Here is a 25,569-nt window from a genome sequence, read left to right on the forward strand (position 1 = left end):
TCCCGGAACGGCGCGCCGCGGGATCGTGAAACGCCCGTGCCGCACGTGTCCGTCTCGGTGTCCGAAACCCGCGCAATCCCCCGGTCAGCCGCAGAAACTGAACGCCGATCGGAATGACGGATTTGCCCCTGACCGGCCATTTCGTTACGTTGGAATGCGGGCCTGACGGTCCGAAGACCAGTCCGCGGCCACGTCCTTCTTTCGATGAGCTGTGCTGCGAAGAGGCGTGGGCGTACGGTCGATGCTCTATCGCGGTGGATCCGAAATCCGCCGTCCGCGCCGCCACAGCATGCACTCGAAACGGCCCTGAGAACATCACCCGGGCGTAACCGAAGCAGGCTCTGCCGCCGAGGCGAGCCGCAGGGGAAACGTGTCCGAAATCGCTCTAGAAGCGCGCAATCTGTACAAGGTGTTCGGGAAGAATCCGAGCAGTGCCGTCCGTCGACTGAAGGCCGGTGAGAGCAGATCGGCGGTCAGCGACGCAGGAACCGCCGCCGTCATCGACGCCAGTTTCACCGTCAACAAGGGCGAGATCTTCGTGATCATGGGGCTGTCGGGTTCCGGCAAGTCCACCATCATCCGCATGCTCAACGGCCTGCACGAGGCATCCGACGGCTCGGTCGTCGTGAACGGCGACTCGATCACCGGCATCCCTTCCGGTCGGCTGCGTGAGATCCGCCGCGACCGCATCTCGATGGTGTTCCAGCACTTCGCACTGCTGCCGCACCGCACGGTCGCCGCGAACGTCGCCTACCCGCTCGAGCTCAAGGGGGTCGGCAAAGACCAGCGCCTCAAGAAGGCCGAGGAGATCCTCGCCCTGGTGGGCCTCGAGGGCCAGGCCGACAAGCTTCCCTCCGAGCTCTCGGGCGGCATGCAGCAGCGCGTGGGCATCGCCCGGGCGCTCGCCGCCGACTCCGACATCCTGCTCATGGACGAGGCGTTCAGCGCCCTCGACCCGCTGATCCGTCGCGAGATGCAGGAGCAGCTGCTCGAATTGCAGGAGAAGCTGCAGAAGACGATCGTCTTCATCACCCACGACCTCAACGAGGCCATGTTCCTCGGTGACCGCATCGCCGTGATGCGCGACGGTCGCATCGTGCAGATCGGCACGCCGGAGGACATCCTCACGGATCCCGCGAATGACTACGTCGAGCAGTTCGTGCAGGACGTCGACCGCGCCCGCGTGCTCACCGCCGCGAACGTCATGGAGCGCCCCCGTCCCGTGGTCGCCGAGACTGCGGGGCCGCGCACGGCGCTGCGACAGATGCGCGACGCCTTCATGTCGGCCACCTACGTCACCGGGCGCGACCGCAAGCTGCTGGGCATCGTCACCGACCGCGATGCCGTCAAGCTCGTGCGCAAGGGCGTGTCGACCCTCGAGTCGATCATCAAGCCCGTGCCGCAGAGCGTGAGCGAGGACGAGGTGCTCATGAACCTCTTCATCCCCTCGGTCGAGTCGACGCTGCCCCTCGCAGTCGTGGATGCCTCGGGGCGCCTGACCGGTGTCATCCCGCGAATCACCCTGCTCGCAGCCCTCGGCCCCGGCCCGGGCGCGACCGGCGAGCTCACCCTGCCGCTTCTTCCGATGCCGCAGGCCGAGATCGATGCAGTGCTCGATGACGGATGGACGGCCGACCCGCAGCCGGTCGCCGGAACGACGGAGGAGGTGCGCTGATGGATGGTTTCCGTATTCCCCTCGGCAGCTGGGTCGCGACAGGCGTCGACTGGATCAAGACGAACCTCGACGGTCTTCTCGACGTCATCTCGTTCGTCGTCAGCTTCCTGGTCGACGGCCTCACCCGCGCGCTGCTGAGCCCGCACTTCATCGTCATCATCCTGATCGCCGCATTCATCGCGTGGCTCGTGCGCTCCTGGCAGCTCGCGATCGGGACGGTCGTGTCGTTCGGTCTCATCGTGGCCATGGGCCTGTGGGTCCCGGCGATGCAGACCCTCGCCCTCGTGCTCGTCGCCGCGGTGATCGCCGTGCTGATCGCGGTGCCGCTCGGCATCTGGTCGGCCCGCAACGCCACCGTGCGCGCGGTGCTCAAGCCCGTGCTCGACTTCATGCAGACCATGCCGGCGTTCGTCTACCTGATCCCGGCGATCGTGTTCTTCAGCATCGGCGTCGTTCCCGGACTCGTCGCGACCGTGATCTTCGCGCTGCCTCCGGGCGTGCGACTCACCGAGCTCGGCATCCGCGGAGTCGACTCCGAGACGGTCGAGGCCGGCCAGGCCTTCGGTGCGAAGCCGGGTCAGATTCTGCGCGGCATCCAGCTTCCGCTCGCCATGCCCACGATCCTCGCCGGCGTCAACCAGGTCATCATGCTCGCGCTGTCGATGGCGGTCATCGCCGGAATGGCGGGTGCGGACGGCCTCGGGAAGATCGTCGTCGAAGCGATCTCGACCATCAACATCGCCAAGGGCGTCGAGGCAGGCCTGGGCGTCGTGCTCATCGCGGTCTTCCTCGACCGCGTCACCGCGGCCCTGGGCGATCTCGGCAGCAACCGCTCGTCGCTGCTCGGGATGCTGGCGCGTCGCCGCACGCAGAAGCGCCTGGATGCGGCATCCGCTGCGGCGGAGTCGACGGCATCCGGATCCGCGTCGGTCTCGGCCGACGCGGCCGACGCGGCCGACTCGAAGGCTGCGGCAGACGCGGCTGATCGCGAGACGGCATCCCCTCGTCGCACCGCCGTCGGCGGCGGCGTGCACTGACTCATCCCTCCCACAAGAGAACACGCAACACCGCAGTACACAGCAACACAGCACACAGATATACGTAACGAGAGAGACACACACATGAAGAAGAAGTTCCTGACGATCGCGGCCATCGGAGCCGCAGCGACCCTGACGCTCGCCGGATGCAGCGGCGACGGCATGGGCGGCACCGGCGGAGGCTCGGCCGGTGGCAGCGAGTCCGGTTCGGGCGACAAGGGCACGATCACCCTCGGGTTCCTGCCCTCGTGGACCGACGGCCTCAGCACCGCGTACCTGCTGCAGGACCAGCTCGAGAAGATCGGCTACACCGTCGAGATGAAGACGCTGACCGAGGCAGGCCCGCTGTACACCGGCCTCGCCCAGGGCGACGTCGACATGTACCCGTCGGCCTGGCCCGAGCTGACGCACGCCGAGTACATGGACACCTACGGCGACGACATCGAAGACCTCGGTGCGTACTACGACAACGCCAAGCTGACTCTCGCGGTTCCGGAGTACTCCGACCTGAACTCGATCGAGGACCTCGCGGGCAAGGGCGCTGAGCTCGACGGCAAGATCTACGGCATCGAGCCGGGGGCCGGCCTCACCGCGCAGACGCAGAAGATGATGCCCGAGTACGGCCTCGACAGCGAGTACGAGCTCGTCACCTCGTCGACCGCGGCGATGCTCACCGAGCTGAAGTCCGCGACCGACAAGCAGGAGGACATCGTCGTCACGCTGTGGCGCCCGTTCTGGGCCAACGACGCCTTCCCCGTGAAGGACCTCGAAGACCCCAAGGGCGCCATGGGCGAGTCCGAGGCGCTGCACTTCCTGGGCACGAAGGGCTTCGCCGAGGAGTTCCCCGAGGCCGCTGAGCTGATCGAGCAGATCACGCTCGACGACGAGCAGTACGGCTCGCTCGAGGACATGGTCGTGAACGAGTACGGCGAGGGCAACGAAGCGGATGCCATCGACGCGTGGCTCGAGGAGCACGGCAGCGAGTTCGACTGGGTCGTCTCCGAGTAAGAACACGATTTCGAGGGGGCGTCGCGCACGTGCGCGGCGCCCCCTCTGCGTGCGGCGTGCGGCGTGCGGCGTGCGGCGTGCGGCGTGCGGCCTGCGGTCGTGAGCCCGTCTGGCGGACTTCTCCCCGCTGGGCGGAACGTTCGGCCCGCAGCATCCGCCCATCGGGGAGTTCGCCGCCGGTCGGGGCGACGGCGCTGGTCGGGGCGCGAGCGAAGCGGCACGAATCGTGCAGAATCCCTCTGCCGCAACCCCCTCCTGCGCGCTCAGACCGCGGGCGTAGCCTGTGGCGGTGGACGGGTTCGCGGCGGTCGACTTCGGGTTCGCCCGCGAGGTCCTGCAGCGGGGCATCGCGGCGCTGTATCTCGTCGCGTTCGTCTCGACCCTGAACCAGTTCCGGCCGCTTCTCGGCGAGCACGGACTGCTGCCGGCGCCGATGCTGCTCGACTGGATCGGCGAGAAGAAGGAACGACGGCGGATGCTGCACCCGACGCTCTTCCTGCGCATCCGATACTCCGACCGGCGACTCGCGCTGCTGTGCTGGTCGGGCATCGCCGTGGCGGCACTGCTCGTGATCGGCATCCCTCAGTGGGCTCCGCCGTGGATGCCGATGCTGTGCTTCCTCGCGCTGTGGCTCGGGTACATGTCGGTGGTCAGCATCGGTCAGACCTTCTATTCGTTCGGGTGGGAGATGCTGCTGCTCGAGGCGGGGTTCCTGGCCGCATTCCTCGGCTCGAACGACCAGTCGCCGCCGACGGTCGTGATCGTGCTGTTCTGGTGGCTGCTGTTCCGGGTCGAGTTCGGCGCCGGCATGATCAAGATCCGCGGTGGCCGCGAGTGGCGTGATCTGACGGCACTGATGTACCACCACGAGACGCAGCCCATGCCGGGGCCGTTCAGTCGGCAGGCGCATCTGCTGCCTCGGTGGTTCCATCGAGGCGAGGTCGTCGGCAACCACTTCGCGCAGCTCGTCGTGCCCGTCTTCCTGTTCGCGCCGATCCTGTCGCTGTGGGTTCCCGGGCCGGTGCCGCAGATCGTCGGAGCGGTGGCGGCGGCGATCGTGATCGCGACGCAGGTGTGGCTCGTCGCGACGGGCAACTTCGCCTGGTTGAACTGGGTGACCATCGTCCTCGCGTTCTCGGCGATCGGGATGCCGGGGGTGGGTTCTGCCGGCAACGCCGATGCGGATGGCGCGCTGTGGCCCGGCATCCCCCTGTACTGGTTCGTGATCACCGCGGCCGTCGGACTGCTCGTCGTGGTGCTGAGCTGGCCTGCTCTGCGCAATCTCTTCGCACGACGCCAGCTGATGAATGCGAGCTTCAACAGGTGGCAGATCGGCAATGCCTACGGGGCGTTCGGAACCGTCACGAAACAGCGGATCGAGATCGTGGTCGAGGGGTCGGTCGACGACGACGGTCTGCTGTGGCGCGAGTACGAGTTCAGGGGCAAGCCGGGGGACGTGCGCCGTATCCCGCGTCAGTTCGCGCCGTACCACCTGCGACTCGACTGGCTCATGTGGTTCCTGCCCCTCGGACGCTCGCTCGACGACTGGTTCACGGTGTTCCTGCTGCGGCTGCTCGAGGCCGATGCGCCGACGCTCGCTCTGCTGCGGGTCGATCCGTTCGAGGGCGAGCGGCCGCGCTGGGTGCGGGCCGTGTCGTACCGCTACCGCTTCGCGACCCGGGAGGAGAAGCGGCAGGACGGTGCGGTCTGGGTGCGCACCCGGCAGGCCGTGGTGCTGGGGCCGCTCGGGCTGCGGTAGTCCGTCCGCATCCACATCAGACTCGCGCCAGCGAAGGAGACCATGACCCCTCACCCCGTCGGGAGGACTATGCCCTGTCGGGCGGAGGCTCCGCGCTGATCGGTCCGCCCTACGCGGAGATCTCCTCCCGACAGCGCATCACGGGAGGCGAGGCGGGAACGAAAGCCGACGCCGAGCGCGGCGAAACGCCCCGGCCGGGCGCGGGGCCCGGACGGAGCGTTCCGTCTCACTGCAGACGGTCAACTGACCTTCTTGCGGTAGGCGATGATCGCGAACACGTAGCCGACGACCAGGATGCCGACGCACCAGGCGAGAGCGACCCAGATGTCGGTGCCGACCGGCTTCCCGGCGAACAGCGCCTGGATGGTGTTCACGATCGAGGTGACCGGCTGGTTCTCGGCGAACCACTGCACCGGACCCGGCATCGTGTCGGTCGGCACGAACGCCGAGCTGATGAACGGCAGGAAGATCAGCGGATACGAGAATGCCGTCGCCCCGTCGATCGTCTTGGCGCTCAGCCCTGCGATGATCGCCAGCCAGGTGAGGGCCAGGGTGAACAGCAGCAGGATGCCGATGACGGCGAGCCAGGTGAGGGGGCCTGCTCCGATGCGGAACCCCAACAGGAACCCGACGGCGAAGATGATCGCCAGCGTGATGCCGTTCGCGACGAGCGAGGTGAGCACGTGCGCCCACAGCACGCTCGATCGGGCGATGGGCATCGAGTGGAAGCGCTCGAAGATGCCGCTCTGGAGGTCGGTGAACAGGCGGTACGCCGTGTAGGCGATGCCCGACGCGACGGCGATCAGCAGGATGCCGGGGAGCAGGTAGTTGACGTAGTTCTCGGAGCCGATGCTCTGCGTGAGGGCCCCTCCGAAGACGAACACGAACAGCAGCATCAGCGCGATCGGGGTGACCGCCGTGGTGATGATGGTGTCGGTGCTGCGGAAGATGTGCCGCATCGAGCGGCCGGTGAGTGTCGCGGTGTCGGCGACGACGTGCGTGCTCATGCTGCGTTCTCCTTTCCGGAATGGATCCCTGGGCCTGTCGAAGGGCCTGTCGAAGGGCCAGACGGGGTGCCGACGAGGGTGAGGAAGATCTCCTCGAGGGTGGGCTGCTTCTCGACGTACTCGACCTTCGCCGCCGGCAGCAGGCGCTTGAGCTCGGCGAGGGTGCCGTTCGCGATGATCCGACCCTCGTGGAGGATCGCGATGCGGTCGGCCAGCTGCTCGGCCTCATCGAGATACTGCGTGGTCAGCAGCACGGTGGTACCGGTGTTCGCGAGTTCCTTGACGACGTCCCAGACCTCGATGCGAGCCTCGGGGTCGAGGCCGGTGGTCGGCTCGTCGAGGTAGATGACCTCGGGGTGTCCGACCAGGCTCATCGCGATGTCGAGCCGGCGGCGCATGCCTCCGGAGTACGTGCCGACCTTGCGGCCCCCGGCATCCGTCAGTCGGAAGCGGGTGAGCAGGTCGTCGGCGACGGATGCCGGATCGGGAAGGTGGCGGAGCTTGGCGACCAGCACGAGGTTCTCACGGCCGGTGAGGATCTCGTCGACCGCGGCAAACTGGCCGGTGAGGCTGATCCGCTGTCTTACGGCGACCGGGTCGGCGGCGACGTCGACTCCCTGCACGGTGGCGGTGCCGGCATCCGAGGTCAGCAGGGTGGAGAGGATGCGGACGATCGTGGTCTTGCCCGCGCCGTTCGAGCCGAGCAGGGCGAAGATCGATCCCTTCTCGACCTCGAAGTCGACGCCGCGCAGCACAGGGAGGTCCCGGTAGGACTTCTCGATGCCGCGCACGGCGATCGCTGGTGCGTTCATGATCGTGACTCCTTCTTCTTCGCGTCGTCGACCGCGCCGATCAGGCGGGCGCGTTCCTTGTCGATCCAATGGGTTCCGCCGTAGGCCTCGGCGTAGGTCTCGGCGAACGAAACGGGGTCGTCGCCGACGATGTCGTCGATCGGGGTGCCGTCGATGGCGGCGCGCTCCCACAGGTCGGCGAGGTCGAGGAAGATCTGCACGAGGATGTCGCCGTCGGTGATGCCCCCGTAGTACATCGTGTAGCGGTGCTGAGCGTTCGCGACGGTGCGGTACGGCTCGGGGAGGGCGTCGATGCGCTTCTTCGCATCGCGGTACTGCTTCTTCTGCTCGAGCGGTCCGGTGAGCGCTTCGATCCACTTCGCGGCCATGGTCAGTTCTCCTTGTTCGAGTCGGTGTTGTCGCTGTCGGTGATGTTCGTGTTCGTGCTGAGTCGTTCGATGCGTCCTGCGAGGAAGGTCCAGGTCTTCCAGAACTCCTCGAGCTCCTGCATGCCCGCCGGGTTCAGGGAGTAGACCTTGCGGGGCGGTCCCTTCTCGCTCGGGACCTTCTCGACGTCGACGAGCTTCTTCTGCTCGACGCGCACGAGCAGGGCGTAGATCGTGCCCTCGGCGATCTCGGTGAAGCCGTGATCGCGGAGACGAGTGGTGATCTCGTATCCGTAGGCCGGCTGCTCGGCGAGGAGGGCCAGAACGATGCCCTCCAGGGTGCCCTTGAGCATCTCGGTCATCTGCTTGCCCATGAGAGCCGCCTTTCCGTCTTTCGAGTACTCAGTGTTGCTGGGTACCGGTACAAAGTAACACTGAGTACCGGTACTTAGCAACACCGAATACTGAGCTCTGCCCTGGGGTCCGCTCACAACTCAGCAGGAGAGTCCGCCTCGGCGGCGGTATGGCCGGAATCGGGCGCGGTCAGGACCGTTCATGCTGAGTGGTGAACGCGTCGGCTCGGAGACCGCGAGCGAGAAAGGCCTCAGACGAGGCGTGCGGCGCGCACCTGGGCCTCGAGCAACGGGATCGCCCGCGAGACGGGCGGTCGAAGACCCAGAGCGGTCGCGAGTTCGAGAGCCAGCGCCGCGTGGCCGGCGCCGTTCGGGTGGAACGGGTCGTTCATGAGCCCCCAGGGCACTCCGCCGTGTCCCAGTTCGGTGAACCGCGCGTGCTGGTCGACGAGGATCACGTCTTCGCTCGTGGCGACCTCGCGCACAGCATCCGCGAACTCCGTAAGCCGCTCGCGCCCCGGTGCGTTGGCCGTGTCGATCGACGGCGGCGTCTGCAGCACCGGAATCGCCCCCAGGGAGCGCACGCGGGTGACGAACTCGCGCAGCGAGGCCGCGAAGTCGGCGGGTGCCACGAGCGGGCTGCCGGGCAGGGTCGACATGTCGTTCGTGCCGATCATCAGGGTGACGACGTCGGGGCGCCACGATGCCACGCGCCGGTCGAAGTCGCCGAGGATGTCGGGCAGGCGATGACCGCTGATCGCCGTGTTGATCACGGCGTCACGTGTGCGGGCGAGTTCGCCGCGGATCAGCTCGTGCAGGTGCTCGGCATAGCTGCGGCCACCGTGAGTGTGCACGAGCCCGTGGGTGATCGAATCGCCGGTGATGACCCAGTTGAGCGGTTCGGTGCTCGTGAGCAGTTCGGCGAGATCGCGGAGGTCAGAGGCAGCGGATGCGGTCACTTCGGCGTTCGACACGGCTTCGAGCCTAGCGGGGCGGCGCCGGCATCCTTGCCCGGTGGCTCAGGCATCGCGCGATCGGGCGGTGGTGCAGACCTCTATAGGATTCTCTGGGACACCGAACGATTCACAAGGGGGAGCGGATGTCGCTCGAGCACGCCACCAAGCACCAGGATTACAATCCGGGACCGCGCGTCGGGATCACATTCTCGACGTTCGACCTGCTGCACGCGGGGCACATCATGATGCTGGCCGAGGCCAAGCGGCAGTGCGACTACCTCATCTGCGGGCTCCAGATGGATCCCACGCTCGACCGCCCCGAGAAGAACGCTCCGACCCAGACCGTGGTCGAGCGTTACATCCAGCTGCGGGGCTGCGAGTACGTCGACGAGATCGTGCCGTACTCGACCGAGCAGGACCTGGAAGACATCCTGCGCTCGTTCAAGATCGACGTGCGCATCGTCGGCGACGAGTACGCGGACCGCGACTTCACGGGCAGGGAGTACTGCGAAGAGCGCGGCATCGAGCTGTACTTCAACGCGCGTGACCACCGCTTCTCGAGCTCGGGTCTGCGCAAGATCGTGGCCGCCAAGGAGGCGGAGCGCACCGCACGCGTCTGACCCGGACTCACAACCACTTCTTGTACTTGAACACTCCGTAGAGTCCGATGGCGAAGGCTGCCATCGCGCCGATCGCGAGCGGGTATCCGAACGACCAGCTGAGCTCGGGCATCCCCTCGAAGTTCATGCCGTAGACCGTGCCGACGAGCGTCGGTGCGAAGATGATCGCCGCCCACGACGAGATCCGCTTGATCTCGTCGTTCTGTGCGAGTCCCGCCTCGGTCTGCCGGCGTGCGACGAGAGCGGAATGCACCGTGAGCGCGTTCTCGAGGATCGCGCGGAACGAGTCGACCCGCTCGTTGACGCGGATGACGTGGTCGAGAACGTCGCGCAGCGACCGCTGCAGTTCTTCGTCGATGCGGTACTTCTCGGACCCGCGGCGCAGCCATTCCAGCATCCCGGCCAGCGGGTGCACTGCGCGCTGGAAGTTGATGACCTCGCGCGAGAGCTCGTAGATGCGCCGCGAGAGTGCGTCGTCGTCGCTGTCGCCGAAGAGCTGATCCTCGATCTCGTCGATGTCGTTGAGCAGGCCGGTCACGATCGGCTCGTAGCCGTCGACGACCTCGTCGAGGATCGCGTAGAACACGGCTTCCGGTCCCATCGCGAGCAGCTCCGGGTGCGCCTCCATGCGGCGGCGCACGGCTGCGAGGTCGGGCGACTCGGCGTGCCGGATGGTCACGACGAAGTCGGGCCCCACGAACAGGTGCAGCTCGCCGAACTCGATCGACTCCTGCTCGTCGCGATAGCGGGCGGGGCGCAGCACGGCGAACAGCGTGTCGCCGTAGCGCTCGACCTTCGACCGCTGGTGGCCCGAGAGCGCGTCCTCGACGGCGAGCGGATGCAGGTCGAATTCGCGCGCGACCGAGGCGACCTCCTGAGGGCTCGGCCGGTAGAGGCCGATCCAGGCGATGCCGCCGTGGGAATCGAGCGACCGGTAGGTCTCGTCGAGGTTCTTCGGGGTCTCCACGCGACGTCCGTGGACGTACACGCCGTTGTCGATGAGGGCCATGGCTGGCTCCGTTCTCGCAGGCGCACTGCCTCGTCAGAGAGGGCGTGCGCAGAATTCGTCAGGGGGCGGAAGACGCCGCCGACGGCTGCGGTGCAGGACGTGCAGGTGCGGAGCCGGAACTCAACGCACGGATGCCGTCAGACGCGACGCAACGAAGGCGGCGTCGCAACTATCACCGGACATCGCCATCACCGCCTTTCGCGCTCTGAAGGGGTCAGTTGACCCGGTGTGCCAGCATACTCCTGCTCACCCCTCCCTTCGAATCGCTCACCTGGCAGTTTCCCGGGCCTCGGATCTGCATAGTGCGCGATTCGAACAGAGGGGATGCGGTCACGCGGCGGGGATGCCGACGAGCTCGGCGCTCCGCTGCCAGAGGGCTTCCGCCAGCGCGGCATCCTCGATGCGCGGGTTGACGCGTCGTGTCAGGACGCGCTCGTCGTAGTACTCGCCGGAGATCCAGGTCTCATCGGGCGTTCCCTCGACGAACCAGGTCAGGTTCCTGCCGCCCTTCTCGCTGCTGATGAGCAGAAGGTGCCTGAGCGGAGTGCGGTAGACGAGGCGCATGACCGTGCTCGAGTCCGAGGCGAAGTTCGTCTGCACCGTGCCGGGGTGGAAGGCGACCGAGGTCAGCCCCTCGCCGCGGAACTTCGCGTGCAGGCTCTTCGTGAACAGCACGTTCGCGAGCTTCGCATCGCCGTACGCCCTGTTCGCGCTGAAGTTCTTGCGGTTGTCGAGGTCGTCGACGTCGAGCTTCGCGAACAGCCGATGCGCGACGCTCGAGGTGTTGATGATGGCCGCGTGGCCGGTGCGCAGCTGCGGCAGCAGCAGGTTCGTCAGCAGGAACGGCGCCAGATGGTTGACCTGCAGCGTCTTCTCGAAGCCGTCGACCGTCGGGGTCTGGTCGCCGAAGATTCCTCCGGCGTTGTTCGCGAGCACATGGATGCCGGTGTCGCCCACCGCATCCGCGATACTCGCGGCGAGCTCGCGCACCTCGTCGAGCCGCGCGAAGTCGGCGGTGAACCATTCGGCCCCGGTGTCTGCGGCGACCGCGCGGGTCTTCTCGGGCGATCGACCCACCAGGATCAGCCGATGGCCGGATGCCGCGAGCTGGCGTGCCGAGGCCGCACCGATGCCGTCGGATGCTCCGGTGAGGACGATCGTCTTCGAGGTCATGCGCCGGCGCCGGGGAAGGTGCGCGGAGGGTTCGAGCGCTGCGGGGAGTGCGGGTCGATGATCGGCATCCGTTCGGGTTCGGGGTTCGGTGCGTTCAGTGTGGTCGGTGCGTTCAGAGTGTTCGGTGCGTCCGTCGGTGCCTCGGGCGCCGCCGGAGTGGCGGGGGACTCCGTCGACTGCGATCCGGTCGCTGCAGAACCACCGGTCGCCGAGCCGTCTGGCGCCGAGCTCGTCAGCTCACGGGCGACCTGCTTCTCGAGCACCTCGACCGCCTCGTCGCTCAGCAGGATCAATCCCTCGAGCTCATCCCGCACCCGGCGGTAGGCGACGTTGCGCTCGGCCTGCGTGGCCGACTCGTCGACGGCGACCTTGAGCAGCTGCTGGGCACGGTCGAGGCGCTTGCGCTCGGGTTCGGTGAAGGTCGAGTCGCGCAGGCGCCGGGCATCCTTCTCGGCGATCTCGAAAGCCACGGCGTAGGCGCCCACCGCGTCGAGATACTCCGACACCTGGCGTTCGGTGACGCTCGCATCGGCGGTTGCCGGCCGCAGAGCATCCGCCGTCTTCTTCGCCCGCAGGAAGGCGGCGACCAGCGGCTGACGTCCGTCGCTCATCGCCGGGAACGCGATCAGCTTGGCGACGTCGAGCTCGTAGTCGAGCCAGCGCGCAGTGATCTCGTCGTGCTCGGCGAACAGTCGCTCGAGCAGGGTGTTCGGGGCGACGGATGTCGTCGTGTCGACGACCACGGGCCCGAGGTTCTTGGGCTTGCCGCGAGCCTCGAGTTGGGCGGCCTTGATCTCGGCCTTCAGCCGCAGGGTCTCGATGCGTCGTTCATGCCGCCGCTTGGAGCTGCGCTCCCACGCCTTCGCGGCGCCGCCGGCCATGCCCATGATGGGGAACACGAGCCACCAGTAGTTGCCCGCGAAGATCCAGAAGCCCCGGATGAACTCGTCCATGATGCCCTCAGCCTACTTCGCGGGCCTCGCGGATCCTCGGCGTCGCCTCGTCGCCGAGGGGTTCGCGCCGGTGCCGTTCACGACTCAGCATGAGATTGTCCGCCCGGAGGCCATGCGCCGCTCGTTCGGCGGATCGGCGGTCGGGCAGCCTCACCGGCGATAGAGCCATGCTGAATTGTGAACGCGCCCCCGGCCCGCGCACCCGGCCCGCCAGCCCGGTCGGCCGCCGCGAAGGCGACCGACCGGCCGCGCCTCAGCCCCGCTGAGCGCGCTCGACCAGTGCGACGAGCTCGGCGCGCGGCAGCGGGAAGCCGTCGAGGCGGCCGACGGGGAAGTTGCCGAGCATCTTGAGCATCTCGTTGCCCTCCGCGCCGAACTTCTCGTCGATGACGGCACCGAACTCCGCACCGACCACCGGGTCGCCGAGCAGCTCTTCGAACGATGAGCCGAGAGTGATCGGCAGCACGACGTCGTCGCCCGTGACGGCCACGGTCGTGCGTGCCCGCAGGTCGCGGCTCGACGATCCGACCTCGATCGCGTACTCGCCGTTCTCGACGATCCATGCGTCGACGCGGGTGTCCCAGTAGGCCAGCTCGGCGCGGCGCAGGCGCAGTTCGACCTGTGCGGTCTCGCCGGCCTCGATCAGCACCGAGGCGAAGGCCTTGAGCTCGCGGGGAGCGCGCTGCACCGACGACCCGGGCAGGCTCGTGTACGCCTGCACGACCTCGCGGCCCGCGACGGATCCGGTGTTCGTGACCGGCACCGTGACGATGACATCGCCCGAGCCGTCGACGGATGCGGTCGCGTCGCCGTACGAGAACGTCGTGTATGACAGGCCGTGACCGAACGGGTACGCGACCTCCATGCGGCGGGCGTCGTACCAGCGGTATCCGACGAGCAGTCCCTCGCCGTACACGGAGTGGCCGTGCTCGCCGGGGAAGCTGCCGAAGGCGGGGGTGTCTTCGAGGCGCAGCGGGATGGTCTCGGCGAGCCGGCCCGACGGGTTGACGATGCCGAACAGCACGTCGGCGGTGCCGCCGCCGCCGGCCTGGCCGAGCAGCCAGGCCTCGACGATCGCGGGCACGCGGTCGGCGAAGGGCAGCGCGACGACGCCGCCGTTCGAGAGCACGACGACAGCGTTCGGGTTCGCCTCGAGAACGGCGTCGAGCAGTTCGAGCTGAGCTGCGGGCAGGTCGATGTGCTCGCGGTCGAAGCCCTCGGACTCCTCGTGCGCGGGCACTCCCAGGAAGACCACGGCGACGTCGGCGGCGGATGCCGCGGCCACGGCCTCATCGCGCAGGGCGGCGGCGTCGGCATCCGCGTCGGTCCCGATCGTGTACCCGGCGGCGAACGAGACGTCGGAATCGCTGAGTGCGCGGATCTCGTCGATCGCGGTGTCGATGCGGGTCGGGTTGATCTGCGACGATCCGGCGCCCTGGAAGCGCGGCGTGCGGGCGAACTCGCCGATCACGGCGAGGTTCGCGGTGCGCTGCAGCGGCAGGAGGTCGCCCTCGTTGCGCAGCAGCACGATCGAGCGTCCGGCGACCTCGCGGGCGAGGGCGTGGTGCGCGTCGACATCGAGAGGGCCGGATGCCGCGGGGCGGGCCTGCGCCTTGCGCGTGAGGTCGATGAGACGGCCGACGACGGTGTCGAGGGCGGACTCGTCGAGGCTGCCGTTCTGCACGGCGGCCACGACCTCGGCATCCGTCCGTCCGCCTGACGAGGGCATCTCGAGGTCCATGCCGGCGACGAGGCCGGCGACGCGGTCGTTCACCGCGCCCCAGTCCGAGACCACGATGCCCTCGAAGCCCCACTCGTCGCGCAGCACGGTGGTGAGCAGCCACGGGTCTTCCGAGGCGTAGACGCCGTTGATGCGGTTGTACGAGCACATGACGGTCCACGGCTGGGCGTCCTCGACGACCCGCTGGAATCCGCGCAGGTAGATCTCGCGCAGCGTGCGCGGATCGACATCGCTCGAGACGCGCAGGCGGTCGGTCTCCTGGTTGTTCGCGGCGAAGTGCTTGAGCGACGAGCCGACGCCCTGCGACTGGATGCCGCGCACGAGCCCGGCACCCATCGCGCCCGAGACGATCGGGTCTTCCGACATGTACTCGAAGTTGCGTCCGCACAGCGGGGAGCGCTTGATGTTGATGCCCGGGCCGAGGATCACGGCGACGTCTTCGATGGCCGACTCGACGCCGAGAGCCACGCCGACGCGCTCGGCGAGCTCGGGGTCGAACGTCGCCGAGAGGCCGACGGCGGGCGGGAAGCAGGTGGCGGGCACGCTGCCGGCGAGGCCGAGGTGGTCGGTGGCGCCGCCCTGCTTGCGCAGCCCGTGGGGGCCGTCGGTGAGCATGAGCGAGGGGATGCCCACGCGGTCGACGCTCTTCGTCGTCCAGAAGTCGGCCCCGCTGGTGAGCGACGCCTTCTCGTCGAGGGTGAGGTCCTGGGCGCTCGCGCCGGTGGGCTCGGACATGTGATTCCTCTCGCCGTTGAGCCGGTTTCGTGCCGCATCGGATGGCGCGGAGACCGCTCGGATGTGAAAACTTTATCTTCTTAGATTTTCGCACACAAGCCGCCGTCGTCATCCGACGAGAAATCTGTTGCGCTGAAAACCTGAAAGGTCTAGGTTTTCAGCCACGGGAGCGAAATGCCGGCATCACAGAGTGGCGATGCCTTCGGACTCCCACCGGCCGAAGGAGGCAGGTATGAGCGGGTCCGCAGCGGGTATGCCGTCGGGAATGACGACGGCGACGGCAGTCGCACGAGAGCATCATTGGTTCACGGAACCCACCGAACCGGCGAAGAAGAGCTACGTCGCCTGGCTGCTCATCGCGCAGCTGGTGTTCTTCATCGCACTGTTGGGTCCGGCTATCGTCGGGATCGGCCTGAAGATCACGGACTTGCAGAACGCGGGCGCGATCCCCGAGGGGGCGGCTGGCTTCAATACGGCGTCGGCGATCCTCGGTGGCGTGGGGGCGTTCTTCGCGACCGTCGCGAACGTCGTGTTCGGCCGGGTTTCTGACCGCACGACCAGCCGGTGGGGGCGTCGCCGCATCTGGATCGTCTCGGGGACCGTCGTCATGGCCGTCGGGTTCGTGTTCATGGCGCTCGGTCCCAGTCTTCTCGTCGCGACGATCGGGTGGGCGATCGCTCAGCTCGGTGCCAACATGACCCTCGCGCCATTTGTTGCGACCATCGCGGATCAGGTTCCGAAGTTCCAGCGGGGCGGCATCACAGCGGGGCTCGGTATCGCTCAGAATCTCGGCATCGTGGGCGGCGTCTACGTCGCCGGGTGGTTCTCGTTCAGCCTGTTCATCGTGTTCGTGATACCCGCGATCCTCGCCATCATCACGATGGTGGTATTCGCGATCGTCCTCCCCGACAAGGTGCTGCCGGTGCGGCCGCCACGCATGACGGTCAAGGAGATTCTGCAGACGATCTGGGTGAGTCCGGTCGCGCACCCCGACTTCGCGCTGGCCTGGTGGTCGAGGTTCCTCATCACTTTCGCGAGCTTCGGCTTCACGACGTTCCGTTTCGCATACATGGGGTTCCACCTCGGAGTGCCTGAGGAGGAGATCGGCCTCCTGATCGCCAACACGACGCTCGTGTACACGGGGGCGCTCGTGATCACGGCTTGGATCGCCGGCAGGATCTCGGACAGGATCGGTCGCCGCAAGATCTTCGTGTGGACGTCGACCGTGCTTTTCGCGGCGGGTACGTTCGCTCTGATCTTCATCCAGGACGTCCCGTCCTACTACGTGCTCGAGGTGTTGCTCGGGGCGGCGTATGGCATCTATGTGGGAGTCGACCTGGCGCTGGTCGTCGACGTGCTGCCGAATCCGGACGACTCCGGCAAGGACCTCGGCGTCTTCAACATCGCCAACGCGCTTCCGCAGACCGTCGCTCCGCTCATCGGCGGGTTCGTGCTCGCGGCGACGGGTGGCGCCAGCGGTGCCGACTACACGGTCTGGTTCACCATCTGTGCGGTCGCCGCGCTGATAGGCGCGATCGTGATCTTCCCGATAAAGAGCGTGAAGTAGCGGGGAGGGGAGGCGGAGATCGGATGCGCAGGGGAGGCGTCCGGTCTTCGCAGCCTCATCCCGGCCATTCATCGGATTCTCCTAGACTGACGAGATGACTCGACGAGGACAGTACGCGAAGGGCGCGGCCAAGCGGGCCGAGATCCTCGCCGTCGCACTCGACGTCGTCGCCGAGATGGGCACGCGCAAGTCGTCGAACCGTGAGATCGCCGTCCGCGTCGGGCTCACGCAGCCGGGGCTGATGCACTACTTCCGGACGAGAGAAGATCTCTTCGTCGAGGTGCTGCGAGCCCGGGATGCGCGCGATCACGAGCAGTTCTACTCGCCGGAGCACGGGTTCCAGGGTTTCCTCGACGTGATCGCGCACAACGCCACCGTTCCGGGACTGGTGCGGCTGTACGTCGAGTACTCGGCGGAGGCGACCATCGAGGGGCACCCGGCGCGAGCGTTCTTCGAGGAGCGCTTCGCGTGGGTGCGCACCCTCATGATCGACGCCGTCGAGCGCGAGCAGGCCGCCGAGAGGATGGGGCCCGAGGTCGACGTCGCGTACGTCGCCGACCTGCTCATCGCCGCCGCCGACGGGCTGCAGGTGCAGTGGCTGCTCGACCCGTCGATCGACATGGCGGATCGGCTGTCGAGGCTGTGGGAGGGCATCCGCGCGGCGTCCTGGGCGCCGGTCGGGGCCTGATCGGACCCTCAGAGGCCGAGCCTCTCGGCACATGCGACGCAGTGCGTGGCGAACGGGCGCACCTCGAGGCGAGCGGCGGGAATCGGCCGGCCGCAGTGCGCGCAGACGCCGTAGGTGCCGGCATCCAGTCGGGCGATCGCGTCGTCGACCTGCTGCAGTTCGGATGCCGCGGCCTCGGCGAGCCCGGTCAGGCGTGACCACTCCGACGACAGCGTGACGCCCTCGGGGTCGTGCTCGTCGTCGTCGTTCGAGCCTTCGCGATCGTGGGTGAGCTCGGCGAGAGTCGCCGCGGTCGATGCGACGCGATCGCTCGCCTGCGCGCGCAGGCGTTCGAGGAGTGCACGAGCATCCGACGTCATCCGCACACTCTAGGCCCGGGCGCCGACACTCGGGGGGCGGTGGCATCCGCATTCCCTGCGTGCGACCGCGTGGATCGAGCTCGGACGGCTGATCGAACCCCGGATGGCTGTCGAGGATCACGGTTCTCCGCAGGCGTCCGGGATCCGAGCAGCCATCCGTGCCGGCAGACCCGACCGCCGTCACCAGCCGTTCATCCAGCGTTCCGTTTCGAGTACGGCGGTCTCGTAATTGCCTGTCACCTTCGCGAGTTGGAATACCCGTGTTCTCGGAATTCGGGAACGTCTCCTCCCGAAAGGTCATCATGCGCCGCCTCACCCTGCCCGCCGTCGGCCTCCTCGGCGTCGCCGCCCTCGCCCTGACCGGCTGCCAGAGCCCGTCCGCCGAAGCGGCTCCTGCCGACCCGAACGCTCCGATCACGATCGCGACCCTTCCGGTCGGCGACGACCCCACGGCCGAGAACCCCGTCGAGGTCTTCGCCGAGATCACCGACGTGCCCGACTACCTGAGCGTCGTCGAGGCCATCCGCGCCGACCACGTCGACATCGGCATCATGAGCGGCTTCCCCTCGGCGCTCGCCGTGAACACGGGCGAGGTCGACGCACTCGTCGCGTTCCAGGGTGACGGCAAGCCCGTCTCGACCTGCGTCGTGCTGAACGATTCGCCGATCCAGACCGTCGAGGACCTCGAGGGCACGACCGTCGCCTTCGCCGACCAGGCGTCGAGCTCGGGGTACTTCATGCCGGTGTACATGCTGCATGAGGCAGGCCTCGAGCAGGGCACCGACTACGAGGCGATCTTCGCGGGTGGACACGAGGGCAGCTTCGCGGCGCTCGAGCAGGGACAGGTGGATGCCGCCTGCACCGCCGTCATGCTGACCGAGCTCGGCGCGCCGATGTTCCCGTTCGCCGATGGCGAGTGGCGCGCGGTCGGCGAGAGCCCGGCGATGGACATTCAGGGTGCGGTGCTCGGTCGCCAGTCGCTGGATGCGGAGACGCGCAAGGTCATCCAGGACGGCATCGCCGAGGTCTTCTCGCCCGAGAACGCCGAGCGCCTCGGAGCATACGGCTCCTTCGCCGCCGCCGAGCAGACCACCGACCCCGAGTCCTCGTCGTTCGAGTCCTTCGCCGAGATCGCCGCGGTGGCCGGCGTCGAGCTCAAGGACCTGAAGTGACGAGTCCTGCCCCCACCGCCCTCGCATCGTCGGAAAACCCAGACGGTGCGTCCGCCGCACGGCGTGCCGCGTCGCGACGCGCCGCAACGGCATCCGATGGTCTGGGTTTTCCGACCACGGATGCAGTGGCGGATGCTGCGACGCCCCCCACCGCCGAACTGCGCCAGGCCCTGCCGCTCGTGACCGTGCGCGACCTCAGCGTCGCGTACGACACGACGACGGTGCTCGACGGCGTCGACCTCGACCTGTTCCCGGGCGAGATGGTCGCACTGCTCGGAGCATCCGGTTCGGGCAAGTCGACGCTGATGCGCAGCCTCACCGGCTTCGCACCGATCTCGGCCGGATCCGTGCGGGTCGCGGGCCACGACGTCACGAATCTCGCGCGGGGCGAGCTCCGCACCCTGCGGTCGGACGTCGGGCAGGTGTTCCAGCAGTTCAACCTCATCCCGAGGCTCAGCGTGCTGACGAACGTGCTCACCGGTGCCCTGCACGGAGCGGGCGCGATCAACATGATCGGCGGCTTCTCGAGCGCACACCGTCGCCGCGCGCTCGAGCTGCTCGACCGGGTCGGCATCGCCCATAAGGCCGGCGAGCCCGCCCGCTCGCTCTCGGGCGGACAGCAGCAGCGCGTCGCGATCGCCCGCGCGCTCATGCAGCAACCGAAGGTGATCCTCGCCGACGAGCCCGTCGCATCGCTCGATCCGAAGCTCGCCGACATCGTGCTCGAGCTGCTGCGCGAGATCGCCACCGAAGACGGCATCCCGGTGCTCGTCAGCCTGCACGTGCTGCCGCTCGCGCTCGCGCACAGCGACCGCATCATCGGTCTGCGGCACGGGCGGATGCTGGTCTCCGGCGTCACCTCGCAGCTGGATGCCGCGGCACTCGAGCCGCTCTACGACGACGAGGAGCATGACGATGACGCTCACTGACCCGCACTTCTCCGGGCCGCGGTCCGCCGGGGCCGGCTCGACTGACCCGAGCTCCGCCGGGGAGGCTCCCGCTGACCCCCGGAAAGACCGTCCGACGACCCGCCCCGCGCTCGACGCCGCGGAGCGCTCGCGTCTCGAGCGTGCCTTCCGGGTGCCGCGGGCGAGGTTCCTCATCGGACTCCCGATCGCCGCGCTGATCCTGATCTGGTCGTTCAACGGCGCAGGGTTCGACTTCATCAAGCTCGGCGACGGCGCGGTCAACATGGGCGAGTTCCTGTCGCGCCTGTTCCCGCCGGACTTCTCGAAGATCGGCATCATCCTCGCGCTGCTGCTCGAGACCTTCCAGATGGCGGTCGTCGGCACGGTGCTCGGTGCCGTGCTCTCGCTGTTCGCCGCGTTCGGGGCGTCGTCGAACATCGCACCGAAATGGGTCTACTACCCGACGCGGTGGGTGATGAAAATCATCCGCTCGGTGCCCGATCTCGTCTTCGCGCTCATGTTCGTCTCGGCCGTGGGACTCGGTCCGTTCGCCGGCATCCTGGCCATGACCCTCGGGTCCATCGGGTCGATCGGCAAGATCTTCGCCGAGGCCATGGAGCAGGTCGACCGCGGACCCGTCGTCGCCATGGAAGCGGTCGGAGCCTCGAAGAGGCAGGTCATCCAATACGGCATCCTGCCGCAGAGCGCGCCGCTGCTCACCTCGTACACACTGCTGCTGTTCGAGGGCAACGTGCGTGGCGCGACCATCCTCGGCCTGGTCGGCGCCGGTGGCATCGGTCTCGAGCTCACCACCGCGATGCGCATGTACGACTACGGCCACCTCAGCGCCATCATCATCTGCATCATCGTGCTCGTCACGCTGATCGACCAGGGCAGTGCCCTCATCCGAAGGAGAATCACATGACCATCGCCGACATCGACCTGGTGCTCAGCGCCCCCGTCAACCTGCGCGACCTCGGCGGAATCCCGATCGCCGGGGGCGAGCTGCGCGAGGGTCTCGCGATCCGCACGGATGACCTCGCGTACGTCACGACCGACATCGCGTCTCAGCTCGTCGCCGCCGGACTCACCGCCGTCATCGATCTGCGCTCTCCGTTGGAGGTGTCGGTCACCGGGCGCGGGCCGCTCGCCGACTACCCGGTCGCGTACCACCACCTGCCGCTGATCGCGGATGTCGGTCGTTCGATGGGTGAAGGCGCGACGGAGCTCAGCCACGATGCGATGGGGCAGATGTACCTGCGCATGGTCGAGGTCGCGGCGCCGCAGCTCGTCACCGCTCTCAACGTGATCGCCCACACCCCCGGGGTCGCGGCCTTCCACTGCGCGGCCGGGCGGGATCGCACGGGCGTACTCGCGGCCATGCTGCTGCTGGCCCTCGGCGCGGCGGACGACGACATCGTCGCCGACTACGCGTTGACCGGCGACAACATGGTCGCGATCATGCAGCGCACCGCTCCCGTGATGGGCGCGATGTGGAAGGCGCTCGGCGTCGACGCGGACGCCGTCGCGTCGACGTCGTCGCTGCTCGAAGGCTCGATGGAGGTGTCGATGCGCACGCTGCTCGACACGCTTCGCGCGCAGCACGGCGATGCCCTCGCGCCGCTGCGGGCGGCTGGACTGTCGGATGCGACGATCAGCCGGCTGCGTGAGCGGGCGCTCGCCGCGTGACGGTCGCCGAGGTGGATGCCGGGGCAGCGGTTCGCCGCCGCCCCGGTCGGCCACGCGATGAGGAGATGGACGGGCAGATCGTCGCTGCGACGCTCGAGATCATCGATGCGGGGCAGGACGTGACGGTCAGCCGCGTCGTCGCCGGCAGCGGGGTGAGTCGCGCCGCGCTGTACCGTCGGTGGCCGTCACTCACGACGCTGATCGCCGCGGCGCTCGACGTCGGCCGCACGATCCCGCCGGAGTACCCGGACGACGTGGACCTTCGAGACGCGCTCATCGACGGGTTCGGTCTGGGCGGCAGCAGCGTCGCGCTCGCGGTCTCGGGCTATTCGGAGGAGCGGTTCCGGCAGCGCATCCGCCTCGTGATGTCCGACCGGGCGCTGCAGAAGGCCTACTGGCAGTCGCATGTGTCACGGCGTCGGGTGCCGTTGCTGAACGCGCTGCGTTCGGGCATCGAGCGCGGCGAGCTGCGGGCCGATCTCGATGTCGAGGCCTGCTTCGACGCGATCGCCGGTACCGCGTACTACCAGATCGTCGTACGCGGCGACCGGATGGACGACCCGGCGGTCGCGGCTCGACTGCGGTCCGCCGTCGAGGTGGTCTGGCGCGGGATGGTTGCCTGATCCGGGCGCGAACCCCGAGCGCCGGTCAGGGTGCTGTCGGGCGGAGTTCTCCCTGTTGGGCGGAGCCTTCTTCGACAGAGATCCGCCCGACGCGGAGTTCTCCGCCCAACAGGTGCGTCAGTGCTTCGCGGGCTTCTCGGCGTTCGCGACGACCGGCACCGCATCCGTCCGTACGCCGGGGTGGTCGCGCTCGAGCGCTGCACCTTCCATGTCGACGTTCGGGAGGATGCGGTCGAGCCACCGTGGCAGCCACCAGGCCGACCGGCCGAGCAGGTGCATGAGTGCCGGCATGAGCAGCATCCGCACGACGAAGGCGTCGAGCAGCACGCCGAAGGCGAGGCCGAAGCCGATCGAGCGGATGATGGTCGACTCCGAGAAGATGAACCCGCCGAACACCGAGACCATGATGAGGGCTGCCGCGATCACGACCGACCGGCCGGCGCGGAAGCCCTGGGCGACGGCATCCCGTGCCGAGGCTCCGTGCACGTAGGCTTCGCGCATCCCCGAGGCGAGGAAGAGCTGGTAATCCATCGCCAACCCGAACAGGATGCCGACGAGGATCACCGGCAGGAAGCTCAGGATCGGCCCCGTGCTGTGCAGGCCGATGAGGTCGGCGCCCCATCCCCACTGGAAGACCGCGACGATCAGGCCGTAGGTCGCGAACAGCGAGAGCACGAAGCCACCGGTCGCGATGATCGGCACGAGCAGCGAGCGGAACACGACGATCATGATGAGCAGCGAGAGTCCGACGACGACCACGAGGTAGATCGGCAGCACTCCGGCGAGCGCCTCGGAGATGTCGATGTTGGTCGCGGCCTGCCCGGCGACGCCGAGCGTGATGCCGCCGTCGAGCTGCGGCAGAGCCCGGATGTCCTGCACGAGCCTCTCGGTCGACGCGCTGTTGGGGCCCTCGGCGGGAAGCACCTGGAACGCCAGCAGGGTGTTGTCGTCGGATGCCGCGACAGGGGCGACCGCGACGACGTCATCCAGGTCGGAGATCTTCTGCGCGACCTCGACCTGGGTGGCGAGCAGATCGTCGTCGCTGACCGCGTCGTCGAGCGTCGCGGTGACGAGCAGCGGCCCGTTCGCGCCCTCGCCGAACTGCTCGTCGACGACGTGGAACGCCCGGTAGCTGGTCGAGTCCGAGGGCTCGCTCGCGCCGTCGGGGAGGCCGAGGCGCATCGACATCGACGGGATAGCGACGATCAGCAGGGCGATCACGCTGACGAGCACGGTGACGATCGCGCGCAGCGTCGACATCTGCTTCACGGGCTTGCCCGCAGCGTGGGGCTGTCCGATCGTCGCGCGGGCCCTGCCGCTGAGCAGGCGGGTGCCGACGAGGCCGAGCACCGCGGGCGCGAGCGTGATGGCGACCAGCACTGCGACCGCGACGCAGACCGCGCCGACGGTGCCCATGAGTCCGAGGAACGGCACACCCGTCACATTGAGCGCGAGCAGTGCCACGATGACCGTGGCTCCGGCGAACACGACCGCGGTGCCCGAGGTGCCCGTGGCGAGGCCGATGGACTCGCGAACCGGAACACCGTTGAGCAGCTGCTTGCGGTGCCTGTTCACGATGAAGAGCGAGTAGTCGATGCCGACCGCGAGGCCGAGCATCACTCCGAGAACCGGAGTGACGGATGCCATGTCGACGACACCCGAGAAGGCGAGGGATGCGGTCACGCCGACGCCCACGCCGACGACGGCGGTGACGATCGGGAGGGCGGCGCCGATCAGCGTGCCGAGCATCACGATCAGCACGACAGCGGCGAACGCGAGCCCGATGGCCTCGCCCACGCCGAAGATCTCGGGGACGCCCTGCGCGATGTCGGTGCCGAAGTCGACCTCGACGCCGTCGATCGGCGACGACTCGAAGTGCTCGATCGTGCCCTGCTTGACCTCTTCGGAGAGCTCGAGGCGGGGATCTTCGAACGAGACGTTGACGATCGCGGTGGCACCGTCGTCGGACACCACGCCGATGCCGTTCGTGAGGTCGAGGAGCGTCGAGCCGAGTTCGACCTGCTCGGCGTTGTCGTCGAGCTCGGCGCGCGAGTCGTCGATCGTCTTCTGCTGCGCGTCGACCTCGGCGAGCTGGACGTTCAGTGCGGAGAGCTGCGCATCGAGGGCGGCGAGCTGCTCGGCGGGAGCGCCGCCTGCGTCGGCCTGGGAACGCGCGGCGGTGAGCTGTTCGAGACCGGCGTCGAGCTGAGCACGCCCGGCGTCGAGCTGGGCCTGGCCGGCATCCAGCTGCATGCGACCGTCGGCGATCTGTGACTCGCCGTCCGCCAGCTGCTGCGCCTGGTCTGCCTGCTGCTGCTGGGCGTCGAACGGGTCGACGACCGAGGCCACGCCGTCGAGGTCTTCTGCGCTCGCCGCGAGCTCAGCGATCTGCTGCCTCTGCTCATCGGTGAAGGCCGAGCCGTCGGTCGTCTGATAGACCACAGTGCCCGTTCCGCCGGCGGTGTCGGGCAGCTTCTCGGCCAGCTGGTCGGTGACTGCGCCCGAGGCGGTGCCCGGGATGTCGAAGCTGTTGCTCAGCGTGCCGCCGAGAGTGAGGAACGCGCCGACCCCCAGGCCGAGGATCACGATCCACGAGACGATCACCGTCCACGCCTTGCGCGCAGCGAGGGAACCCAGACGGTAGAGCAGTGAAGCCACGAATCATCTCCTTCAGACTCCTAGATCATACGGTGCGTATCGTCTAGCGTTCTGTGGTTATCCTGAACGGGTGGTGAACGAGCATCGGAGCGGACCCGTGCGCAGCACGGCTGCGCGCGAGGCGATTCTCGACGCGACGTCGCGTCTGTTCCACAACCAGGGGTACGACAGGCTCACGATCGAGGGCATCGCGAAGGAGGCCGGCGTCGGCAAGCAGACCATCTACCGGTGGTGGCCGTCGCGCGGAGCCCTGATCGGCGAGTGCCTTGCGGAGGGGCGTCTGATCCCCGTCGACTTCATCGTCCCCGATACCGGAGACCTCGCCGCCGACGTCGAGACCTGGCTGCGCAGCGTGCTCTCGATCCTCGAAGCGCCCGAGGGAGGCGCCCTGCTGCGATCCCTTGTCGCGGCGGCCACCGAGGATGCCGGGGTCGGCGCCCATCTCGGAGAAAGCTTGGGCGTCGAGAAGTACCTGACGCAGCGACTGCGCGGCGGCATCCGTGACGGGCAGCTCGCGGAGGACGCTCCTGTCGAACAGCTCGGACGAGCGATCCTCGGCGCGATCATCGTCGAGTCGCTCGGCCGAGAAGAGCACGATCCCGAGTCGATCGTGCAGCTGAGCCGCTACCTGTTCTCCCGATAGTCCGCCTCACCGCGCCACCGCGCCACCGCTTCATCCCGCGACTGCCTCACCGCGCCACC

General features: G+C 68.1%; 25 protein-coding genes. 14 read left to right on the forward strand and 11 right to left on the reverse strand.

Annotated elements, in window-relative coordinates; translation table 11 throughout:
- Positions 1–370: 370 nt before the first annotated feature.
- The 4 genes from IXW21_RS03825 (at position 371) to IXW21_RS03840 (ending at position 5,479) form a co-directional block, all read left to right on the forward strand.
- On the forward strand, positions 371–1,675 hold the full coding sequence (locus tag IXW21_RS03825; RefSeq protein WP_194762948.1) for a quaternary amine ABC transporter ATP-binding protein: 1,305 nt from the start codon (positions 371–373) through the stop codon (positions 1,673–1,675).
- Positions 1,675–2,712 (forward strand): ABC transporter permease, encoded by a 1,038-nt coding sequence (locus IXW21_RS03830; RefSeq protein WP_194762949.1) that lies wholly within the window; start codon positions 1,675–1,677, stop codon positions 2,710–2,712. Before IXW21_RS03825 ends, IXW21_RS03830 begins: the two co-directional genes overlap by 1 nt.
- A gap of 84 nt (positions 2,713–2,796) precedes the next feature.
- Positions 2,797–3,720 carry a glycine betaine ABC transporter substrate-binding protein gene (locus tag IXW21_RS03835; RefSeq protein WP_194762950.1) on the forward strand — a complete coding sequence of 308 codons (924 nt, stop codon included), beginning with the start codon at positions 2,797–2,799 and terminating at the stop codon, positions 3,718–3,720.
- A gap of 289 nt (positions 3,721–4,009) precedes the next feature.
- Positions 4,010–5,479 carry a lipase maturation factor family protein gene (locus tag IXW21_RS03840; protein ID WP_194762951.1) on the forward strand — a complete coding sequence of 490 codons (1,470 nt, stop codon included), beginning with the start codon at positions 4,010–4,012 and terminating at the stop codon, positions 5,477–5,479.
- Positions 5,480–5,718: 239 nt separating this feature from the next.
- Here the strand turns inward: IXW21_RS03840 and IXW21_RS03845 are convergent, their stop codons facing one another.
- The 5 genes from IXW21_RS03845 to IXW21_RS03865 all read right to left on the reverse strand — a co-directional run bounded on the left by IXW21_RS03845 (position 5,719) and on the right by IXW21_RS03865 (position 8,990).
- Positions 5,719–6,486: an ABC transporter permease gene (locus tag IXW21_RS03845; RefSeq protein WP_194762952.1), complete on the reverse strand. Its 768-nt coding sequence runs from the start codon at positions 6,484–6,486 to the stop codon at positions 5,719–5,721.
- Positions 6,483–7,298: an ABC transporter ATP-binding protein gene (locus tag IXW21_RS03850; protein ID WP_194762953.1), complete on the reverse strand. Its 816-nt coding sequence runs from the start codon at positions 7,296–7,298 to the stop codon at positions 6,483–6,485. Before IXW21_RS03850 ends, IXW21_RS03845 begins: the two co-directional genes overlap by 4 nt.
- The gene (locus IXW21_RS03855) at positions 7,295–7,666 is read right to left on the reverse strand and encodes a DUF1048 domain-containing protein (protein WP_194762954.1); all 372 of its coding nucleotides are present in this window, start codon (positions 7,664–7,666) and stop codon (positions 7,295–7,297) included. Before IXW21_RS03855 ends, IXW21_RS03850 begins: the two co-directional genes overlap by 4 nt.
- Before the next feature lie 2 nt (positions 7,667–7,668).
- Positions 7,669–8,037, reverse strand: a complete 369-nt coding sequence (locus IXW21_RS03860; protein ID WP_194762955.1) for a PadR family transcriptional regulator — start codon at positions 8,035–8,037, stop codon at positions 7,669–7,671.
- Between the two features lie 230 nt (positions 8,038–8,267).
- Positions 8,268–8,990: an SGNH/GDSL hydrolase family protein gene (locus IXW21_RS03865; RefSeq protein ID WP_194762956.1), complete on the reverse strand. Its 723-nt coding sequence runs from the start codon at positions 8,988–8,990 to the stop codon at positions 8,268–8,270.
- Between the two features lie 125 nt (positions 8,991–9,115).
- Between IXW21_RS03865 and IXW21_RS03870 the strand changes: the two genes are divergently transcribed.
- Positions 9,116–9,592 carry an adenylyltransferase/cytidyltransferase family protein gene (locus IXW21_RS03870; protein WP_194762957.1) on the forward strand — a complete coding sequence of 159 codons (477 nt, stop codon included), beginning with the start codon at positions 9,116–9,118 and terminating at the stop codon, positions 9,590–9,592.
- A gap of 7 nt (positions 9,593–9,599) precedes the next feature.
- Here the strand turns inward: IXW21_RS03870 and IXW21_RS03875 are convergent, their stop codons facing one another.
- From IXW21_RS03875 to IXW21_RS03885, 3 genes are all read right to left on the reverse strand, one after another.
- Positions 9,600–10,601 (reverse strand): magnesium and cobalt transport protein CorA, encoded by a 1,002-nt coding sequence (locus tag IXW21_RS03875; RefSeq protein WP_194762958.1) that lies wholly within the window; start codon positions 10,599–10,601, stop codon positions 9,600–9,602.
- Between the two features lie 330 nt (positions 10,602–10,931).
- Positions 10,932–11,774 carry an SDR family NAD(P)-dependent oxidoreductase gene (locus IXW21_RS03880; protein ID WP_194762959.1) on the reverse strand — a complete coding sequence of 281 codons (843 nt, stop codon included), beginning with the start codon at positions 11,772–11,774 and terminating at the stop codon, positions 10,932–10,934.
- On the reverse strand, positions 11,771–12,727 hold the full coding sequence (locus IXW21_RS03885; protein ID WP_228528156.1) for a hypothetical protein: 957 nt from the start codon (positions 12,725–12,727) through the stop codon (positions 11,771–11,773). The genes IXW21_RS03880 and IXW21_RS03885 overlap by 4 nt, the downstream gene beginning before the upstream one ends.
- Between IXW21_RS03885 and IXW21_RS03890 the strand changes: the two genes are divergently transcribed.
- Positions 12,726–12,890, forward strand: a complete 165-nt coding sequence (locus IXW21_RS03890; RefSeq protein WP_194762960.1) for a hypothetical protein — start codon at positions 12,726–12,728, stop codon at positions 12,888–12,890. The genes IXW21_RS03885 and IXW21_RS03890 overlap by 2 nt on opposite strands.
- Before the next feature lie 90 nt (positions 12,891–12,980).
- On the opposite strand, the gene IXW21_RS03895 is transcribed toward IXW21_RS03890, so the two are convergent.
- Complete coding sequence (locus tag IXW21_RS03895) at positions 12,981–15,203, reverse strand: glycoside hydrolase family 3 C-terminal domain-containing protein (protein WP_194762961.1); 2,223 nt, start codon at positions 15,201–15,203, stop codon at positions 12,981–12,983.
- Positions 15,204–15,435: 232 nt separating this feature from the next.
- Here IXW21_RS03895 and IXW21_RS03900 point away from each other — a divergent pair, with 232 nt between their 5' ends.
- On the forward strand, positions 15,436–16,770 hold the full coding sequence (locus tag IXW21_RS03900; protein WP_194762962.1) for an MFS transporter: 1,335 nt from the start codon (positions 15,436–15,438) through the stop codon (positions 16,768–16,770).
- 94 nt (positions 16,771–16,864) lie between these two features.
- Complete coding sequence (locus IXW21_RS03905; RefSeq protein ID WP_194762963.1) at positions 16,865–17,458, forward strand: TetR/AcrR family transcriptional regulator; 594 nt, start codon at positions 16,865–16,867, stop codon at positions 17,456–17,458.
- Between the two features lie 8 nt (positions 17,459–17,466).
- On the opposite strand, the gene IXW21_RS03910 is transcribed toward IXW21_RS03905, so the two are convergent.
- Complete coding sequence (locus IXW21_RS03910) at positions 17,467–17,817, reverse strand: TraR/DksA family transcriptional regulator (RefSeq protein WP_194762964.1); 351 nt, start codon at positions 17,815–17,817, stop codon at positions 17,467–17,469.
- A gap of 302 nt (positions 17,818–18,119) precedes the next feature.
- Between IXW21_RS03910 and phnD the strand changes: the two genes are divergently transcribed.
- From phnD to IXW21_RS03935, 5 genes are read left to right on the forward strand one after another with little or no spacing between them, the layout of a single operon-like run.
- On the forward strand, positions 18,120–18,989 hold the full coding sequence (gene phnD, locus IXW21_RS03915; RefSeq protein WP_194762965.1) for a phosphate/phosphite/phosphonate ABC transporter substrate-binding protein: 870 nt from the start codon (positions 18,120–18,122) through the stop codon (positions 18,987–18,989).
- A complete protein-coding gene (gene phnC / locus IXW21_RS03920; RefSeq protein WP_323742158.1) occupies positions 18,986–19,918 on the forward strand; it encodes a phosphonate ABC transporter ATP-binding protein in 933 nt (310 codons plus the stop codon). Before phnD ends, phnC begins: the two co-directional genes overlap by 4 nt.
- Entirely contained in the window at positions 19,905–20,822 is a 918-nt protein-coding gene (phnE, locus tag IXW21_RS03925; RefSeq protein ID WP_228528157.1) for a phosphonate ABC transporter, permease protein PhnE, read from the forward strand. Before phnC ends, phnE begins: the two co-directional genes overlap by 14 nt.
- Positions 20,819–21,586 (forward strand): tyrosine-protein phosphatase, encoded by a 768-nt coding sequence (locus IXW21_RS03930; protein WP_194762966.1) that lies wholly within the window; start codon positions 20,819–20,821, stop codon positions 21,584–21,586. Before phnE ends, IXW21_RS03930 begins: the two co-directional genes overlap by 4 nt.
- Positions 21,583–22,209, forward strand: a complete 627-nt coding sequence (locus tag IXW21_RS03935) for a TetR/AcrR family transcriptional regulator (protein ID WP_323742159.1) — start codon at positions 21,583–21,585, stop codon at positions 22,207–22,209. Before IXW21_RS03930 ends, IXW21_RS03935 begins: the two co-directional genes overlap by 4 nt.
- A gap of 117 nt (positions 22,210–22,326) precedes the next feature.
- On the opposite strand, the gene IXW21_RS03940 is transcribed toward IXW21_RS03935, so the two are convergent.
- A complete protein-coding gene (locus IXW21_RS03940; protein WP_194762967.1) occupies positions 22,327–24,867 on the reverse strand; it encodes an MMPL family transporter in 2,541 nt (846 codons plus the stop codon).
- A 70-nt stretch (positions 24,868–24,937) separates the two neighbouring features.
- On the opposite strand from IXW21_RS03940, the gene IXW21_RS18515 reads away from it, so the two are divergent.
- A complete protein-coding gene (locus IXW21_RS18515) occupies positions 24,938–25,510 on the forward strand; it encodes a TetR/AcrR family transcriptional regulator (protein WP_194762968.1) in 573 nt (190 codons plus the stop codon).
- Positions 25,511–25,569: the final 59 nt, after the last annotated feature.

The sequence above is a fragment of the Microbacterium sp. UFMG61 genome, from assembly GCF_015354505.1.
GTDB lineage: Bacteria > Actinomycetota > Actinomycetes > Actinomycetales > Microbacteriaceae > Microbacterium.

Bases quoted from the DNA above. Each gene is read 5' to 3' on its own strand.
- IXW21_RS03830 (WP_194762949.1), top strand. From the start codon at position 1,675: ATGGATGGTTTCCGTATTCCCCTCGGCAGCTGGGTCGCGACAGGCGTC.
- IXW21_RS03835 (WP_194762950.1), top strand. From the start codon at position 2,797: ATGAAGAAGAAGTTCCTGACGATCGCGGCCATCGGAGCCGCAGCGACC.
- IXW21_RS03845 (WP_194762952.1), bottom strand. From the start codon at position 6,486: ATGAGCACGCACGTCGTCGCCGACACCGCGACACTCACCGGCCGCTCG.
- IXW21_RS03850 (WP_194762953.1), bottom strand. From the start codon at position 7,298: ATGAACGCACCAGCGATCGCCGTGCGCGGCATCGAGAAGTCCTACCGG.
- IXW21_RS03855 (WP_194762954.1), bottom strand. From the start codon at position 7,666: ATGGCCGCGAAGTGGATCGAAGCGCTCACCGGACCGCTCGAGCAGAAG.
- IXW21_RS03860 (WP_194762955.1), bottom strand. From the start codon at position 8,037: ATGGGCAAGCAGATGACCGAGATGCTCAAGGGCACCCTGGAGGGCATC.
- IXW21_RS03870 (WP_194762957.1), top strand. From the start codon at position 9,116: ATGTCGCTCGAGCACGCCACCAAGCACCAGGATTACAATCCGGGACCG.
- IXW21_RS03875 (WP_194762958.1), bottom strand. From the start codon at position 10,601: ATGGCCCTCATCGACAACGGCGTGTACGTCCACGGACGTCGCGTGGAG.
- IXW21_RS03880 (WP_194762959.1), bottom strand. From the start codon at position 11,774: ATGACCTCGAAGACGATCGTCCTCACCGGAGCATCCGACGGCATCGGT.
- IXW21_RS03890 (WP_194762960.1), top strand. From the start codon at position 12,726: ATGATGCCCTCAGCCTACTTCGCGGGCCTCGCGGATCCTCGGCGTCGC.
- IXW21_RS03885 (WP_228528156.1), bottom strand. From the start codon at position 12,727: ATGGACGAGTTCATCCGGGGCTTCTGGATCTTCGCGGGCAACTACTGG.
- IXW21_RS03895 (WP_194762961.1), bottom strand. From the start codon at position 15,203: ATGTCCGAGCCCACCGGCGCGAGCGCCCAGGACCTCACCCTCGACGAG.
- IXW21_RS03900 (WP_194762962.1), top strand. From the start codon at position 15,436: ATGAGCGGGTCCGCAGCGGGTATGCCGTCGGGAATGACGACGGCGACG.
- IXW21_RS03905 (WP_194762963.1), top strand. From the start codon at position 16,865: ATGACTCGACGAGGACAGTACGCGAAGGGCGCGGCCAAGCGGGCCGAG.
- IXW21_RS03910 (WP_194762964.1), bottom strand. From the start codon at position 17,817: ATGACGTCGGATGCTCGTGCACTCCTCGAACGCCTGCGCGCGCAGGCG.
- phnD (WP_194762965.1), top strand. From the start codon at position 18,120: ATGCGCCGCCTCACCCTGCCCGCCGTCGGCCTCCTCGGCGTCGCCGCC.
- phnE (WP_228528157.1), top strand. From the start codon at position 19,905: ATGACGCTCACTGACCCGCACTTCTCCGGGCCGCGGTCCGCCGGGGCC.
- IXW21_RS03930 (WP_194762966.1), top strand. From the start codon at position 20,819: ATGACCATCGCCGACATCGACCTGGTGCTCAGCGCCCCCGTCAACCTG.